This is a genomic window from Labilibacter marinus, assembly GCF_001659685.2.
GTDB lineage: Bacteria > Bacteroidota > Bacteroidia > Bacteroidales > Marinilabiliaceae > Saccharicrinis > Saccharicrinis marinus.
Window position 1 is genome coordinate 37,109 of the sequence record NZ_LXYE02000009.1, and the last position, 18,049, is coordinate 55,157.

Consider the following 18,049-nt stretch of genomic DNA (forward strand, 5'->3'; position numbering starts at 1 on the left):
TGTTTAAATCTTAATGCTTTTGTCTTTTTACTTTATACTCAATAGTAACGATTAAAGTAATATATTTGCGCTTAGTTATAACGCAAAAAAGTTAACATCACGTATGGACAATAAAAAGCTAGGGTTGGGCTTAATAATAGCTGCCCTTATTGTTTATGTAATAGGTTTATTTCCAGAGGTTGGAATTGATTCAGCCAAGTATGCAGCAGTTAGTCGTGCCATGTTCGAAAGTGGCGATTGGATGACTCCTACCATTCATGGCGATCCATATCTACACAAACCACATCTTATATTTTGGTTGAGCAGTATTTCTTTCCATATTTTTGGGATGTCGCTTTTTGCCTTTAAGCTGCCCACCTTGTTATTTAGCATTGCCAGTGTTTATGCACTGTTTAAAACAACCAAGTTGTTCTATGGCTGTCAGGTAGGCAAATTGGCAGCTCTCATGTATGCTACTTCCGAAATGATGTTTTTGTATCACGATGATTTACATACTGATGCCTTGCTAACGGCCAATGTGGTTATTGGAGTTTCGTTTATAGTTCACTTCTTGCAAAATAAAAAAGTCATCAATTTTATTTTAGGTTTTGTATTTATTGGTTTAGCCATGATTACTAAAGGACCTATTGGATTGGCAGTAGCTGTATTTGCAGTGGGGGGGCATTTAGTGCTGAAAAAAGATTGGAAAAATGTATTTAACCCTGTTTGGTTATTGGCCTTTCCAATACTTGGCTTGGTGTTATTTCCAACTTTGTTAAGCAACTATAATAATTTTGGATGGCAAGGAATAGAGTTTTTCTTTTGGTCGAATAATGTAGGGCGTATTAATGGAGCCTACAATGGTGGAGGCGGTGTAGATGGTGATATGAGTTTTTATCTGCACACCTTAATCTATATTTATCTGCCTTGGTCTTTGTTTGCTTTCATCACATTCGGAAATCATATCAAAGGTTTCTTTACAAAAAAAGGTGCTGATCGCTTTATTCGTCCAGAGTATTTTACCTATTCAGTTACGATAGTATATACTTTAATACTTTCTATAGCTGGCCAAAAAGCACCACATTATCTATATCCTGTTATACCATTTTTATCTATTATAGTGGCTCAGTTTGTGTATAAGGGCGTGGTAGAAAATAACCATGCCAAACTAGGAAAATGGTTGATGGGAGCGCGAAACCTGATGTTATTTATTGCTTGGTTTGTACTGGCTTTTATATTAGGATTTGTTTTTAAAACAGCTAATCTACTGGTTTGGATTCCTGTAATAATTGGTTTAGGGTTTACTATTTACTTTGCATTGCCCAAGGGGAGTTTACTGAATAAGTTAATTATTCCCTTAGTGGTTTCATCTATAAGTCTTAATTTTGTGCTTAATGCGCATTTTATTCCTGAGGCCTTTAAGTATCATGGTGGAATAGCTGCCAGTAGAGCATATTCAGCATTGGCAGCGGATAATGAAGATTTATATACCTATAAATATAAGGACTTTGAGACTTACTATTATCCATCTAAAATTTCGTTGTGGAGTAAAGATAAAGAAGAATTAACCGCAGCGATGGATAATAAGAACTTTTGGTTGATAACCGACCAAAAAGGAATTGAAGATGTGCGTAGTTTGGCTGGCGATAGAATAGCTGTGGAGAAAGTTTTTTTGCATAAAAAAATATCTCAAATGTCAGGTGAGTTTTTAAATCCTGCAACGCGCGAAAAAAGCCTTAAGAAGGTGTATTTAATCAAGGTTAAGTAAGAAATTAAAAGACATAATATAATGAAGATATCTGTAGTTATTCCTGTGTATAACGAGCAGGGTAACATTGGCCCCTTAGTAGACCAGGTTTATGATGCCCTAAATCCATCGGAATACGATTTTGAAACCATATTGATTAATGATGGTTCGCGAGATAAAACGGTAGAGGAGATTAAGGAGCAGAAGAATAAAAATGTAGTGTTAATCGACCTAAGAAAGAACTACGGTCAGTGTCCTGCTTTAAAGGCGGGTATTGATTATGCTACAGGTGATGTAATTGCTACTTTAGATGGTGATTTGCAAAATGATCCTGCCGATTTAGTTGAGATGATGCGTGTGATGAAAGAGAAGGATTGTGATGTGGTAACAGGTATCAGAGCACAACGTAAGGACGGCATGTTATTGCGTAAGATTCCTTCAAAAATTGCCAACTCTCTGGTTCGTAAAGTATCCGATACTGAGATTATAGATAACGGTTGTGCCATCAAAGTTTTTAAAAGCGAGATAGCTAAAGATATTCCGCTTTATGGCGAGATGCACCGTTTTATTGCTATTTTGGCCATTAACGAAGGTGCAAAAGTAGAGCAAATTCCTGTAAACCATAGAGCACGTGTAGTAGGAGAATCTAAATATGGTTTATCCAGAACATTTAAGGTAATCAGCGATTTAATATTAATGCGCTTTACCAACAAGTATGCGCAAAAACCAATGCACTTTCTAGGCCCTATTGGTGCTGGAAGTTTTGCCATAGGTAGTTTATTAATGGTGTACCTACTCATCCTAAAAATATTGGGAGAAGACATTTGGGGACGACCATTAATTTTTGCTGCAATCATTTTCCTTTTAGGAGGTTTCCAACTCATCATGACAGGTATTACACTTGACCTATTAATGCGTACCAACCACGAATCGCAGCAAAAGAAAATATATCAGGTAAGGAAGAGTGAAAGTATTTAAGTCGAAAGAAGTTATATTATAATTGTCCTCCGGCTGGTTTTCTTAACCTGCCGGATTTTTTTTGCCTCCTCCGTCTATTTTAGTTGATCCTCCCTATTCTTGAGCTGTCCTCCGCGTATTTTAGCTCGTCCTCCCTAGCTTATCTCCCGTCCTCCCTAGGAGGACAGTGAACTATAAGCGGAGGATAAGGCCCTATCTTGGGAGGACAATGTAAATATAGGGAGTTTCACTATTCTTAAAGGGAGCACACCATAAAGTCGTATTTTTTTATTTTTAACATTAACTTAATGACGTATTTATACGTCGCATTAAATTATGACGTATATTTGCGTCGTAATAATAAGATATGGTACAATCAAAGTCAGAATTATTTGAAAAGAGTTTAAGTGAGCAAGCTAATTTATTTAAGGCGCTTTCTCATCCTGCCCGTTTACAAATACTCAAATTTATAGCAGAAGCAAAGTCTTGCATAACAGGAGATATTTCAGATGAATTGCCCTTAAGCAGAACAACAGTAAATCAGCATATCAAAGAACTAAAAGCAGTAGGTTTAATTCAAGGCGAAATTGAGGGAGTTAAAACAAAGTACTGTTTAAATGTATCGAAAATAGAAGAGCTTAAACGTAGCTCTCTCGATTTTTTTGATGCTTTAAATACAGAAACATACACATGTAAATAATGGGGTTCGGTAGACTTTTTAGGTATGATGTAAGGATGCAGTATTAAATGTGTTTCTCTCGAAGGAGGGTTGTTTTTCCACCTTTGATAAAATGCGTTAAGAAAATCAAAGAGTGTAACGTAAAAAATCAAAGCTGTTTGAGCGAAGCGAGTTCTTTTATTTTAGTGAAACGATTTGATTTTTAGCAATTTTATCAGTAGTGGCGGCATTTTTTGTTTCCGTTTTTGCTGCTGTAGGTAAAAATGAAAAGCCCGTCGGCTTGAGACAAAAGGAAATATTTCAAATGAAAATAGTTTTACTGGACAATAGTGAAATGTAAATAACAATAAATTATAAAAATATGAAGGTATTAATTTTATGTACAGGTAATAGTTGCCGTAGCCAAATGGCGCACGGTTTTTTACAATCTTTCGACAAAAACATCACTGTTGAATCAGCAGGGACAGAAGCCTCTGGTAAATTAAACCCAGGAGCTGTAAAAGCAATGGCCGAAATAGGTTTAGATATCAGCGGACATTCATCAGATTCCGTTAGCAAATTTTTAAATGACGAGTGGGATTATGTAATTACCGTTTGCGGAGGAGCCAACGAAGCATGTCCTGCATTTACAGGGAAAGTAAAAAAACGTTTACACATTGGTTTCGATGATCCTTCACATGCCGAGGGAACAGAAGAATTTATCCGGAGCGAATTTATTAGAGTAAGAGATGAAATTAAAGAAGGATTCTACAAGTTATACACCGAGGATATTAAACCTCAGTTATAATTCAGGGAATTTGCCTTTAAACAAAATAAAGTTCTAGGTCGAGCTTTCGACATCAGCAACGCAGCTTGGGACCCACATTTCTTGATGTTGAGAAGACAGAAAGCTGTTTGAGCGTTAGCGAGTTCTTTCTGTCTCAAAAGCAAGAAAATAGTGGGTAAGCGAGTGTTGCAGTCGGCGGACTTTTTGTCCACTTTTTTGACTGAAGAAAAAAGTGGAAGCCTTGCGGCTTGAGCAAAAGAAAAGTATTGTTTTATAGATATGATGTTTTTATTGTTTTTGAAAGCAATTTTCCTGAGTTGAAGGAAGAAAGTAAAAGCCCGCCGGCTAAAGGTAAATAGCTTGTTGAAAATGAGATATTTGTTTTAATCTAACTGGGGTTCGATCGGATAATCGTCATTTATTATAACAGCGTAGTTGCAAAAGGTATATTAACTACTGCAACTATGTTTCATTAATTATTTAAAATATCATGGCAGAAAGTAAAGCAGAGATAGGTTTCTTTGAAAAGTATTTATCGCTTTGGGTAGCTCTATGTATTGGAGTAGGTATATTAATTGGAAATTTTGCAGGCGAAAGTGTGCAGGTTTTAAGTTCCTTGGAAGTATTTAAAGTAAATATTCCAGTGGCCATTTTAGTTTGGCTGATGATATACCCAATGATGCTTCAAATTGATTTTTCGAGCATTAAAAATGTAGGTAAGAACCCGAAAGGACTCATGCTAACATTGGTAGTTAACTGGTTAATTAAGCCCTTTACAATGGCATTTTTTGCGTGGATTTTCTTCACTAAAATATATGCCGCTTATATTTCTCCTGAATTAGCAGGAGAGTACATTGCCGGAGCTATTTTGCTGGGCGCAGCACCTTGTACAGCTATGGTTTTTGTATGGAGTTACTTAACCAAAGGCGATCCTAATTATACCTTGGTTCAGGTAGCTGTTAACGATTTAATTATTTTGGTGGCATTTGTTCCTATTGTAGGCCTTTTGTTAGGCGTAACTGATGTGCAAGTGCCATACGATACCTTAGTAGCCAGTGTATTTATCTTTGTGGTAATACCTTTATTGGCAGGATATATAACCAATAAAGCACTCGTTAAAAACAAAGGGAAGGAATGGTTCACGAATAGTTTTTTACCCAAGTTTAAACCCGTTTCTATTATAGCACTTCTTTTAACTTTAGTGCTGTTATTTGCTTTTCAGGGTAACATCATTACCGAAAATCCACTCATTATAGTATTGGTTGCAGTGCCTTTAATTATTCAAACCTATTTTATCTTTTTTATCGCTTGGTTTGGTGGTAAAAAGTTGAAGTTACCACATGCGGTATGTTCTCCTGCAGCCATGATTGGAGCTAGTAACTTTTTCGAGTTAGCTGTTGCTGTAGCAATTGCTTTATTTGGCTTACAATCGCCCGCTGCATTAGTAACCGTAGTAGGTGTTTTGGTAGAAGTTCCAGTCATGCTTTCTTTAGTGGCTATTGCCAATAAAAATAAGTTTTAGGCAAGCACAAAATATGATATTACGCCTGCAGAAATACGATTTTTGCAGGCTTTTTTTATGCCTAATTTTTAAGAATTGGCTGGCTCAATCATATATTCGTCTGTGGTATTTTAATATCTTTGTCGTCCTAATAAAATTACTTCATGGCAAATTCTGTTTCAAAAAGTATTCAAATAAAAGGAGCAAGGGTTCACAACTTAAAAGGTGTCGACCTGGATATTCCTCGCAATAAATTTATTGTCATTACTGGCGTTTCTGGTTCGGGTAAGTCATCCTTGGCATTTGATACTTTATATGCAGAAGGGCAGAGGCGGTATGTGGAGAGTTTAAGTTCTTATGCGCGCCAGTTTTTAGGCAGAATAGATAAGCCAGAAGTGGATTTTATTAAAGGAATTCCACCTGCCATTGCCATTGAGCAAAAGGTAAATACCCGAAATCCGCGCTCAACAGTCGGTACTTCAACAGAGGTTTACGATTACATGAAACTGCTTTTTGCAAGAATTGGTAAAACTATTTCACCTGAGTCGGGGAAGGAAGTAAAACGTCATTATGTATCTGATGTGGTCAATCATATAGTTAACCATGATGATAAAACCCGTTTGGTAATTTTATCAAATATTCATATTCCAGAAGGAAGAACTTGTGGCGAGCACCTAGAGGTGTTGATGAAACAAGGTTTTGTTCGTGTGGAAGTGGAGAACGATTTTTATAAAATTGAAGATATACTGAACGATGATAAGTTCCTAGAAGGTTGTAATAAGCTTAATCTGGTTATTGATAGGGCAACAGCGTCTAAAGATGAGGATAATTTATCGCGTTTAGCGGATTCTATACAGACGGCTTTTTTCGAAGGAAAAGGAGAATGCCTCGTTAAAGTCTTTGAAAAGGATAATATCCAAACATATACTTTCTCCAATCGGTTTGAGTTAGATGGAATTGAATTTGAGGAACCCAGCGAGCATATGTTTACCTTCAACAACCCTGTTGGAGCCTGTAAAAAGTGCGAAGGCTTTGGTAGCGTTATTGGTATCGATGCTGATTTGGTGATTCCTAATAAATCACTTTCTATTTTTGAAGATGCAGTAGCTTGTTGGAAGGGTGATAAAATGGGCGAGTACAAAAAGATGCTCATCTCAGCAGCTCACCATGTTGATTTTCCAGTGCACAAACCGTACTATGAATTATCAGATGCAGAGCGCAAGATGTTATGGAAAGGGAATAAGTATTTTCATGGCATTGATACATTCTTTAAACACGTCGAGGAACAACAATATAAGATTCAGTATCGTGTTATGCTTTCGCGATATAGAGGAAAAACGAAATGTCCGGAGTGTAATGGAACGAGATTAAAGAAAGAAGCCTCGTATGTAAAAGTAGGCGGCAAGAGTATTTCTGAATTAGTATTGATGCCATTGACGGAGTTAATGGATTTCTTTCAGAATTTAGAGCTGAACGAGCACGAGCAAAAAGTAGGTTTACGCTTGTTTAGAGAGATAAACACCAGGCTTAAGTTTTTATATGAGGTTGGTTTGGGCTACTTGACGTTAAATCGCTTGTCATCTACGCTATCTGGAGGTGAAAGCCAGCGTATTAATTTAGCAACCTCTTTAGGAAGCACTCTAGTAGGCTCCTTATATATATTAGATGAACCAAGTATTGGACTACATTCTAGAGATACTGCTTTACTGATTAAAGTATTAAAAGAGCTACAGCGAATGGGTAACACCGTTATTGTGGTGGAGCACGATGAAGATATTATGCGTGCTGCAGATGAAATTGTGGATATAGGTCCAGGTGCAGGTCGTTTAGGTGGTGAGGTGGTGTTTAAAGGTAAACTTGAAGAAAATGCCGATGCACAGTTGAGTTTAACGCACCAATATTTGTTTGGAGCTAAAAAGATAGAGCTACCAAGTTCCAGAAGAAGTTGGAATAACTATATAGAGATACTTGGAGCCAGAGAAAATAACTTAAAGGGTATTGATGTAAAAATACCTTTGAATGTATTAAATGTAATTACTGGTGTTTCAGGGTCTGGAAAATCGTCATTAATTAGCACCATATTATATCCTTCAATTAAAAAACGTTTAGGTGGATATGCGGATAAAACAGGAGCCTTTGATTTATTACAAGGAAGCATAGATCAGATAACGGAGGTGGAGTATGTGGATCAAAATCCTATCGGTAAATCTTCCCGTTCTAACCCAGCTACCTACCTAAAGGCTTATGACGAAATTCGTAAGTTAATGGCCGACCAACAAGCTTCAAAGATTAATGGATATAAAGCTTCTCATTTCTCCTTTAATATTGATGGTGGTAGATGTGAAGAGTGCCAGGGAGAAGGTACCATAAAGGTAGAAATGCAGTTTATGGCCGATATTATATTGACTTGTGAAAACTGCCATGGTAAAAGATTTAAGAGTGATGTTTTAGAGGTGAAATATCGAGGCAATGGGATTCATGATATATTAGAGATGACCATTGAGCAAGCCATTGAATTTTTTGCAGAAGGAGAGGGGAATACAGAAAAACGCATTGTCAATAAATTAAAACCATTAGCTGATGTAGGACTGGGCTATGTAAAGATGGGACAGTCATCGAGTACTTTGTCAGGAGGAGAAAGTCAACGTGTTAAGCTGGCTTCGTTTTTGGCTAAGGAAAAAAATGAACCAACCTTGTTTATATTTGATGAGCCCACAACAGGACTGCATTTTAACGATATTCAGAAACTATTAAAGGCTTTTGATGCATTGATAGCTAAAGGCCATTCTTTGGTCATCATCGAGCATAATATGGAAATTATAAAATCGGCTGACTGGATTATTGATTTAGGTCCAGAAGGGGGTGATAAAGGAGGACACTTGGTTTACGAAGGAACCCCAGAAAAACTGATTGAAGTAGAAGAATCTTATACAGGTAGATTCTTAAAACCTTATTTAGAATAAGCATTTAGAAGGAAAATATTGGAAACAAAAAAAGCTGCACATGGCAGCTTTTTTTGTTTCTATAAAATTAGTTTTACTTTTTCTTCTTTTTCTTCTTTTCCTTTTCAATTCCAAAAAGAACGGCCACACAACCTTGTGTTATTTCCGTTTCCATATCGTAATCATCAAGCACTTTTAACTTAAGAATTAGCATTTGGGTAGACTCAACCGTAAAATCCCATACATCTGTAAAGTCATGTTCTTGATTATCGAAAAGGATGTTATTCTCTTTATCAACTAACCTAAAGTGAATATTTGGTAGGTTCTCAATTTTACTGATGGCTACTCTATACTTTTGGTTGGCAAAAAAGGTTTTATAAAGTTCGGCAGTGTCACCTGCACCAAGAACCGTGGCATTGTAGTTTCCGTCATGTACAAATTCTCCAAGCTTAATTTTGCCAACGTTTTTTGCAAAACTTGCACATTGAGCAAAGCCAGTGTGAGCAATGAAGCACATGAGTAGTGTTAGTAAGCCAACAGTAAGGGCTTTTTTGTTGTTTTTCATTCTAAAATATACTGTTGGTTTATGATACAAATTCAGTTCTAATCTCGGTAACTTTATTAATTAAAGCTTCAAATACTTCTTTCGATATTTGTGTTTCAGAGTCAGCTTTAATAGTAGTTACTCTATTTTCTTTATCTGTTTCCGACTGTACTTTAGAAGTATTAACGATTTTTACTTGCTCAAAAATCGCTTTTAATTCGTTCATCTTTCCATGTAAGTACTGAATGTCTTCATTCTCAGGATGAGAGTCTAATAAATTCATTACAGTAATTAAAGATAACTTCTGGTAAACAATTCTGTCTAATAACCTTTTGTTATTATCCATAGAGCCGTTGGTTAGAGCAGAAGCTAAGTATAATCCTTCAACCCATCCACCTACAAGAACCATCACTGAAATAGCAGCTCTATCGTTTTCTTTTAGATAGGCATTTGAGGTCATAAACGTTTCGGAGATTATTTCCAGAACAGCATCTCTGTTATTCATGTTATCTTCCAATTGTTTCATGGTGTTTTCGTCAATGGCATCTATAATACTTAGTCCTTCAGCTAATTTTTTAGCACATCCCATATATTGAATAGCGCTTTGTGTTTGATCGAAAAGACTGGTGTAACTTAAGTCAGCACTATAAACACCTAGGTTTAAGGCCATTTTAAGATTTGTGTTGTAGTTGGTTACGTTACCAATCGGATTTAATATTTCCTCGTCGTAGCGAGCACCCGATCTTTTAATTAACATAGCCGTTTCAAGTGGAGAGGGTAATGAATAAAAAATCAGTTTTGACTTATTGAAATCCTCCATCATTTTTGGATCAACATCTTTTTTTGTTGATTCAATTAGTTCAGTTTGCTCATTGTTTTTTTTCTTATCGCTAGACTGACAAGAAGATAATATACTTATGGCAATAATGAATGTGAAAATGAATTTAGAAACTAAAAGAAAAGTTTTTCTCATTTTGTTAAATTTTTGTGTCGATATTCAAATTTTATAACCAAGAATAAAGACCGTAATTGCTAGGATTTTATTACTATGGCAGGTTTACAAGCCCATGATTTTTGCGTGCAAACCAATAGTGTCAATATTTATAAGCTAAAATATCAAATAAAATTTAAATGTAATGTCTTTTATCTGCTTTTGTTGATGAAATGATAAAAAAAAGCTTCTGACATGTATTATTCAGAAGCTTTTTTAAATTTTATTTATTCCATATTCGAAAAGTATCTCATAAATTGAGCTCTTTCGTACATGGCTGGATCTTTAATTTTTCGATAGCTCATCATTCCTCTAAAGGCATTAATATCACTAAAATTCTTTTCATCCATCCAATAAGATAACTCGTTTAAGATATCAGAAATTACCTTTGGACCTTTTTGATACACAGCAGAACAAACCTGAACAGTAGTTGCTCCAGCTAGTAATTGTTTAATAACCGCTTCGCCATCGTGATTACCCGTGGAAGCAGAAATGTTAACTTGTTCTACTTTATCAGCAACAATAGCTACCCATCTTAACGACTTGCGAATATCAGCAGGAGTACTAAATACAGATGCCGAAACTAAACTTAATTGATTAATATCGATATCTGGTTGGTAAAAGCGGTTGAATAATACTACTCCTTTTGCTCCGATAGCATATAGCTTATTTACTACAGCAACAATATTGGCAAAGTTATCACCAAGTTTCATAGCAAATGGAATATTTAAGGCACTATTCACATTTTCGGCGATTGAATAGTATAACCCCTCGATAACAGATGCCTCAACATTTTTATCTGTATTTACTACATGCACATTTAATTCAATAGCATCTGCTCCAGCTTCTTCAATTTGCTTAGCAAAAGAAATCCATTCGTTAGAAGAAAAACAGTTGATGCTTGCTATAATTGGAATATCGAACTTGGCTTTTGCTTCTGAAATTAATTTTAAATATTCGCCAACAGAATTATCTTTAGTATACCCTGCAATGTAATCCATTGCTTCGGGGTAATCATATCCTTCTCCACCTTGTATTTGCTTGTTGATATCGTGGTTTATTTGCTCTTCGAAAAGAGATTTTAAAACAACAGCACCAGCACCAGCATCTACCAGTTTCTGAATTTTATCAACGCTATTGGTTAATCCTGAACTACTAACAACTATAGGATTTTTAAGTTTTAGCCCCAGGTAGGTAGTATTTAAATTTGACATAGAATTGTTTTTTTTATCTCGAACAAATATAATTTTTTTTGGAGATTATCAGCGTAAAATCTATACTTAATCCTTTTAATGATAGTTTCGAGCACCAAAAATGGAGCTTCCTACTCTTACCATGGTGCTGCCATTATTTATAGCAATGGGATAATCGCCTGACATGCCCATTGATATCTCTTTAAAAGAAGACTGACCATTAAAGTGGGATTTTTTTAACTGTTTAAAGATGGTTTTAAGACTGCTAAACTCTTTGGCTACCTGATCTTCATCATCTGTGTAGGTGGCCATTCCCATAACTCCACAAACTTCAATGTTTTCAAATCCATGGATAGGGTAACTTTGAAGGAGTTCTTCAATTTCTTGTAAGTTGAAACCAAACTTTGTGCTCTCTTCAGCTATATGAAATTGTAACAAACATTTAATAACTCGATTGTTTTTTTTGCCTTCTTTATCGATAGTCTTTAATAGTTTTAATGAATCAACACCGTGTAATAAACTAACAAATGGAGCAATGTACTTTACCTTATTAGATTGCAAATGACCAATAAAGTGCCATTCAATATCTTTGGGGAGTTCTTCATATTTCTTACCCAAATCCTGTACCTTATTCTCACCAAATACCCTTTGTCCAGCATTGTAGGCTTCCAGAATATCTGAATTAGGTTTTGTTTTAGATACCGCTACTAGAGTAACCTGCTCTGGAAGAATTGTTTTTATTTTATTTAAATTATCTGCAATTGACATTGTACTATGTTTTTCTGATGCAAAAATACCATAATTAGTGGTTGAACCATCTTTATTAAAGCAAAAAGAGACTGCCGAATAATGACAATCTCTTTTAGATTATGGTGGGACAAAGAACTAATCCAATTTATGAATAACCAAGCCTGACCTTAATTTTGGTTCAAACCAAGTTGTTTTTGGAGGCATTATATTACCTGTATCAGCAATGTCAATAAGTTGTTGCATAGATACTGGATACATGGCAAAGGCCACTTTCATTTCGCCACTATCTACTCTTTTAGATAATTCACCTAAACCTCTGATTCCTCCTACAAAGTCTATTCTTTTATCTGTTCTTAAATCTTTAATGCCTAAAATGTCATCTAAAACCAAGTCAGACAAAATTGTTACATCAAGCACACCAATAGGATCATTATCGTTAAATGTACCTGCTTTTGCTTTTAAGCGATACCATTTATTATCAATATACATAGAAAATTCGTGAAGTTCATTAGGCTTTATAATTTCCTCTGATATTTCACTTATTTCGAAACTTACTTTAAGTCTGGATAAAAAATCGCCTTTAGTAAGTCCGTTTAAGTCCTTTACTACTCTATTGTAATCAATAATTTTTAATTGAGTATCTGGAAAATGCACGGCCAAAAAGAAATTGTATTCTTCATTGCCTGTATGATTTGGATTTTTTTCACGCTTTTCTTTTCCTACCAAAGCCGCAGCCGCTGTGCGATGATGTCCGTCGGCCACGTAAGTAGCAGGTACCTTAGTGGCAAAAAGTTCTTCAATTTGCTGATTGATATTTTCCCCTCTAACAACCCAAAAGTGGTGACCAAAACCATCTTCCGCAGTAAAATCGTACTCGGGATCATTATTTTTTACATAGTCCTCAACTATATCATCAATTTCTTTTACGTTGGGATAAGTGAAAAACACAGGCTCAATATTTGCATTGTTCATGCTAACATGAATCATACGATCTTTTTCTTTTTCACTTCGCGTAAGCTCATGCTTTTTAATAACACCATTTAAATAATCATCTACCGAAGCTGCAGCCACAATACCATATTGCGTTCTACCTTCCATTGTTTGAGCATATATATAAAATCGTGCTTCCCTTTCTTGAAACAGCCATCCCTTTTCCTGAAACATTTGAAAATTGTGGATGGATTTATCGTAAACTTCCTGTGAATGTATATCGGTATCAGCTGTACAATCAATTTCGCTTCGCGTGATATGTAATAAAGATTCAGGTTTGCCTTCAGCCATCTTGGCTGCTTCTTCGCGGTTCATTACATCGTAAGGCAAACAAGCCAGTGTGTTGGCAATATCTTGCGGTGGGCGTAGGCCTTTAAAAGGTTTTACTATAGCCATATCAATTAAATTTTAGTCACTGTTTTTACTGAATACAATATAATTACTAAAATTTATAAAGAATAGTGATATTTATCAAGGAGAGAGGACTATAAACCCTGATTTTTGGCATAAAAAAAGGGTGCCTTTACAGACACCCTTTGGTATTTTGATAAAATGGATTACTTATTTACTTTAAAAGTCTCGTTTCCATTTTTAATAAAATCAGCAATTTGATTTGCAGCAGCAACACCAGCGTTGATGTTAGCTTCAGCTGTTTGAGCACCCATTTTTTTAGGTGTGAAGAAAAATCTTCCGCCAAATGGAGCAAAATCTTCTTTGTTATCGGGAGCAATGTCCGAGATATAACAGAAATCTTCTCTTTCCATCATTAATTTAATCATCTCAGCTTCGTGAATCACCTCTTTACGAGCAGTATTAACTAATACACCACCTTTAGGCATTTTAGATAATAAATCGAAGTTGATAGATTCTTTAGTAGTTGGAGTAGCTGGAATATGTAAAGATACATACTGACAAGTTGAATATAATTCCTCAACAGAAGCAACTGGTGTTACACCGTCAGCTTTAATTTTAGCATCATCAACAAATGGGTCAAATGCATAAACATCCATACCAATTCCTTGTGCAATTTTAGCTACGTATAAACCTACGTTTCCGTATGCGTGAATACCAATCTTTTTTCCTTTTAACTCAGTTCCTGCAGTACCGTTATAAGCGTTACGAGCCATGGCAATCATCATACCAAAAGCTAACTCAGCTACTGCGTTAGAGTTTTGTCCTGGGGTGTTCATTGCTACTACATTATTAGCAGTACAAGCCTCTAGGTCTAAATTATCGTATCCAGCACCTGCTCTAACAACAATTTTTAATTCTTTAGCTGCTTCAATTACTTCAGATGTAACTTTATCAGAACGAACGATTAATGCAGATGCATCTTTAACAGCTTCTAAAAGCTCTGCTTTATCAGCATATTTTTCAAGTAAAGCAAAGTCGAAACCAGCTTCTTTAACAACAGCTTCAATTTGATCTACAGCTGCTTTAGCAAAAGGCTTTTCTGTAGCTACAAGTACTTTTGTCATAATATAATGATTTGTGTTTATCAGTTTATAAAAATGGAAAAACCGAAACCTAAATAAGATTTCGGAATCCCTATTTAGTTGTATTTTATTCTAGTGCTTAGAAGCGAATTCTTTCATGGCAGCTACAAGTACTTCAACGCTTTCTTTTGGTAATGCGTTATAAGTAGAAGCTCTAAATCCACCTACTGAACGGTGACCTTTGATACCAACACATCCTTTAGATGTAGCTAATTCCATAAAGTCTTTTTCTAACTCAGTATACTCATCGTTCATTACAAAACAAATGTTCATTAACGATTTGTCCTCGTCAGCTTCAACAGTTGCTTTAAAGAATTTATTGCTTTCAATTTCATCGTAAAGAAGACCTGCTTTTTCGATGTTCCTTTTCTCCATTGAAGCAATACCACCGTTGTCTTTTAACCAAGTTAAGGTTTGTAAAGCAGCGTATACAGGTAGTACAGGAGGAGTGTTAAACATAGACTCTTTATCAATGTGAGTTCTATAGTCTAACATGGTAGGAATCTGACGATCTACTTTTCCTAGTGCACCTTCTTTTACAATGGCAAAAGCAACTCCTGAAGGAGCAAGGTTCTTTTGAGCACCACCATAAATAATATCGTATTTAGAAACGTCAATAGGACGAGAGAATATATCAGAAGACATATCAGCTACAATTGGTACACCAAGGTCTAAATCAGTTTTGATTTCAGTACCGTAGATGGTGTTGTTTGTTGTAATATGTAAATAATCTAAATCCGAAGGAACGTCAAATCCTTTAGGAATATAATTATAGTTGGCATCTTTAGAAGAAGCTACTTCAATAACATCACCAAATAATTTAGCCTCTTTTTGTGCTTTAGCAGCCCAAGCTCCAGTGTTTAAGTAACCAGCTTTCGATTTCATTAGGTTAAAAGGAACCATACAAAATTGTGTGCTCGCTCCACCACCAATGAAAACAACTTGGTAACCTGCAGGTACGTTTAATAATTCTTTTACAAGAGCAATAGCTTGATCCATTACCGCTACAAATTCTTTTGAACGGTGCGATACTTCCATTACTGATAAACCTGTTCCAGCAAAATTTAAAACAGCTTCAGCTGTATTTTTAATGGTGAATTCCGGTAAAATAGATGGTCCGGCGTAAAAATTGTGCTTTTTCATGCGATAATTAATTTTTTCTTACACTTGATAGCCAAAAGTCAGGCTATAGTATCGATAATGGTTAATACTTATTTTTATAATTCTGTTTGTTAATCTCTACAAACTTCAAGAATCTTTACGTAAAAAGATGAATTTTTATGTGATATGATTCTTATTTCTTTGTTTACTTGCGCAAAATTAGAAAAATCTGTCACTAAAACCCATTTTTTACCATAAAACATAGTTATATAATATAACTAATTGTTATGGTATTTAAGGTCTAAAGCATGTGTGGTGGTCTTTAACTTGTTGTTATATAAGGTTGTGTGTGCTTAAGAAATGAACTTGTAAAAACTGACTTTAATCACGAAAAATTTCTTTAATTAATAATGTTTGTCATTTATTGCTACTCATTTCATATCCAATATATGAAATATTTTTGCATAAAAATACAGAAATATATACCCCTATTCACTAAACTTTAATTTTATCTTAAATAAATGGTGCTTTAACAATTTCAGCCTTTAGCTTTCTGTTTCTTACTTTAATAAAAATCTCAGTACCAAACTTAGCCTGATCGGTTTTTACATAACCCATACCTATACCGCTTTTTAAAACTGGCGATTGTGTTCCTGAGGTAACATGACCAATAACATTATCCTCATTATCTACTATTTCGTAGTCCTTACGTGGTATACCTCTATTTATCATTTTAAAAGCTCTTAATCTACGCGTAACACCATTCTCTTTTTGAGATAGAAGAGCTTCTCTATCTATGAAATCATTGCTGTCGGTAAATTTTGTAATCCAGCCTAAACCAGCTTCAATAGGAGAGGTGGTATCATTAATGTCGTTGCCATACAAGCAAAATCCCATTTCTAATCTTAGGGTGTCTCTGGCTGCTAAGCCAATGGGTTTAATGTCATATTCGGCACCTGCTTTAAAAATACTTTCCCATAATGTTGTAGCATCTTTATTATATATGTAAAGCTCAAAGCCTCCAGCGCCAGTGTATCCTGTATTAGATATTATTACATCATTTACACCTCCAATTTTTCCGGTTACAAAACTATAATATGGAATTTCAGATAAGTTAATATCGGTAAGCTTTTGTAAAGTTTCAATGGCCTTAGGTCCTTGAATAGCCAATTGCGAAATTTCATCTGAGGCGTTTTCTAATTCCGCATGCATGGTGTTGTTTTCAATACACCAGTTCCAATCTTTTTCAATATTAGAAGCATTGACCACTAAAAGGTATTTTTCTTCCTCGTATTTATATACCAATAAGTCATCTACAATTCCGCCTTGTCCATTAGGGAAACATGAGTATTGTGCTTTACCAATACTTAATTTACCCACATCGTTTGAAGTCACTCTTTGAATAAACTCAAAGGCGTTAGGGCCTTTTACCCAAAACTCACCCATATGCGAAACATCAAAAACGCCAACATTATTTCTAACTTGCATGTGTTCGTCGTTTATTCCTGTATATTCGATGGGCATTTCGTAGCCAGCAAAAGGTACCATTTTAGCATTTAAGCTATGGTGAATAGAGTTGAATGCTGTTTTCTTCATATGATAAATTTCTATTACAAATTTCTAGTTGTTGCTTACAAATGTATATAATTGCATTTTGCTCAAATATGATAATTACTTTGCTTTTAAGCTTACTTTTATCATTACTTGGTGTAAAAATATGCTTTTAGTATGATATAGCTTGGCTAAAACATAGGTAGGAGTGGTTTTGCTTGTGTTTTAATATGTGTTGTTATACCCTATTTAAAGTATAAAAACAATACAATTTTACATGATGCTAAGAATTTAACAAGCTAAAATCATGCTTGTTTCATAAAAAAAACTAGTTTTGTAATAAATAACAAACAAAATTAATGCTAGACCGTATGGCCGAGGATTATACACAAATTGACTTATCGTACCTAGAAGGTATTGCCGAAGGGGATAAGGATATAATAAAAGAATTAGTAGAGATCTTTTTGGATCAGATGCCAGAGTTTACAGATGGTTTTGCAGAAAGTATGAGGGATAAAGATTGGGTTAAAGTAGCCGCAATTGCTCATAAAGCAAAGTCATCAGTAATGTCGATGGGAATGGAAGAATTAGGTAATGTTGACCTTAAAAATATGGAATTGTTAGCTAAACAATTACGTATCAATGAATTGTCAGATAAGGAAAGTATTACGGATGCACAAAAAGATGAAGTAAATACTTTGCAGCGTAGCCTGGATAGTTATCCTGAAAATAGGATAACTTGGGTGGTAGATAATGCGAGCAAGGATAAATTAGAAGAATTGATTAACAAATTTACAGCAGTTTGTAATGTTGCTGTAGAAGAATTAAATAAAGAGATTAGCACATATTAAACCTTTCATAC

General features: G+C 35.1%; 15 protein-coding genes. 7 read left to right on the forward strand and 8 right to left on the reverse strand.

The features are described 5' to 3' along the window. Positions 1-103: 103 nt before the first annotated feature. The 6 genes from A8L32_RS03700 (at position 104) to uvrA (ending at position 8,592) form a co-directional block, all read left to right on the forward strand. Positions 104-1,747, forward strand: a complete 1,644-nt coding sequence (locus A8L32_RS03700; RefSeq protein ID WP_075590068.1) for an ArnT family glycosyltransferase — start codon at positions 104-106, stop codon at positions 1,745-1,747. 21 nt (positions 1,748-1,768) lie between these two features. After that, positions 1,769-2,704, forward strand: a complete 936-nt coding sequence (locus A8L32_RS03705; protein ID WP_075590069.1) for a glycosyltransferase family 2 protein — start codon at positions 1,769-1,771, stop codon at positions 2,702-2,704. 346 nt (positions 2,705-3,050) lie between these two features. Next, positions 3,051-3,383 carry an ArsR/SmtB family transcription factor gene (locus A8L32_RS03710; RefSeq protein ID WP_075590070.1) on the forward strand — a complete coding sequence of 111 codons (333 nt, stop codon included), beginning with the start codon at positions 3,051-3,053 and terminating at the stop codon, positions 3,381-3,383. Positions 3,384-3,723: 340 nt separating this feature from the next. Continuing rightward, on the forward strand, positions 3,724-4,149 hold the full coding sequence (locus A8L32_RS03715; protein WP_075590071.1) for an arsenate reductase ArsC: 426 nt from the start codon (positions 3,724-3,726) through the stop codon (positions 4,147-4,149). A 469-nt stretch (positions 4,150-4,618) separates the two neighbouring features. After that, entirely contained in the window at positions 4,619-5,650 is a 1,032-nt protein-coding gene (arsB, locus tag A8L32_RS03720; protein ID WP_075590072.1) for an ACR3 family arsenite efflux transporter, read from the forward strand. 143 nt (positions 5,651-5,793) lie between these two features. Further along, positions 5,794-8,592, forward strand: a complete 2,799-nt coding sequence (uvrA, locus tag A8L32_RS03725; protein ID WP_075590073.1) for an excinuclease ABC subunit UvrA — start codon at positions 5,794-5,796, stop codon at positions 8,590-8,592. 73 nt (positions 8,593-8,665) lie between these two features. On the opposite strand, the gene A8L32_RS03730 is transcribed toward uvrA, so the two are convergent. The 8 genes from A8L32_RS03730 to gcvT all read right to left on the reverse strand — a co-directional run bounded on the left by A8L32_RS03730 (position 8,666) and on the right by gcvT (position 17,232). Continuing rightward, on the reverse strand, positions 8,666-9,136 hold the full coding sequence (locus tag A8L32_RS03730) for a hypothetical protein (protein WP_075590074.1): 471 nt from the start codon (positions 9,134-9,136) through the stop codon (positions 8,666-8,668). A 19-nt stretch (positions 9,137-9,155) separates the two neighbouring features. After that, positions 9,156-10,088, reverse strand: a complete 933-nt coding sequence (locus A8L32_RS03735) for a hypothetical protein (RefSeq protein ID WP_075590075.1) — start codon at positions 10,086-10,088, stop codon at positions 9,156-9,158. A 245-nt stretch (positions 10,089-10,333) separates the two neighbouring features. Further along, entirely contained in the window at positions 10,334-11,320 is a 987-nt protein-coding gene (locus tag A8L32_RS03740) for a dihydroorotate dehydrogenase-like protein (RefSeq protein WP_075590076.1), read from the reverse strand. A 75-nt stretch (positions 11,321-11,395) separates the two neighbouring features. Beyond that, on the reverse strand, positions 11,396-12,067 hold the full coding sequence (locus tag A8L32_RS03745; RefSeq protein ID WP_075590077.1) for a YggS family pyridoxal phosphate-dependent enzyme: 672 nt from the start codon (positions 12,065-12,067) through the stop codon (positions 11,396-11,398). A 117-nt stretch (positions 12,068-12,184) separates the two neighbouring features. Further along, a complete protein-coding gene (locus A8L32_RS03750; RefSeq protein WP_075590078.1) occupies positions 12,185-13,435 on the reverse strand; it encodes a DUF1015 domain-containing protein in 1,251 nt (416 codons plus the stop codon). 161 nt (positions 13,436-13,596) lie between these two features. After that, positions 13,597-14,517 (reverse strand): 3-phosphoglycerate dehydrogenase, encoded by a 921-nt coding sequence (locus tag A8L32_RS03755; protein ID WP_075590079.1) that lies wholly within the window; start codon positions 14,515-14,517, stop codon positions 13,597-13,599. 90 nt (positions 14,518-14,607) lie between these two features. Further along, positions 14,608-15,678, reverse strand: a complete 1,071-nt coding sequence (gene serC, locus A8L32_RS03760; protein WP_075590080.1) for a 3-phosphoserine/phosphohydroxythreonine transaminase — start codon at positions 15,676-15,678, stop codon at positions 14,608-14,610. A gap of 471 nt (positions 15,679-16,149) precedes the next feature. Next, on the reverse strand, positions 16,150-17,232 hold the full coding sequence (gcvT, locus tag A8L32_RS03765) for a glycine cleavage system aminomethyltransferase GcvT (protein WP_075590081.1): 1,083 nt from the start codon (positions 17,230-17,232) through the stop codon (positions 16,150-16,152). Positions 17,233-17,546: 314 nt separating this feature from the next. On the opposite strand from gcvT, the gene A8L32_RS03770 reads away from it, so the two are divergent. Continuing rightward, the gene (locus A8L32_RS03770) at positions 17,547-18,038 is read left to right on the forward strand and encodes an Hpt domain-containing protein (RefSeq protein WP_233145452.1); all 492 of its coding nucleotides are present in this window, start codon (positions 17,547-17,549) and stop codon (positions 18,036-18,038) included. Positions 18,039-18,049: the final 11 nt, after the last annotated feature.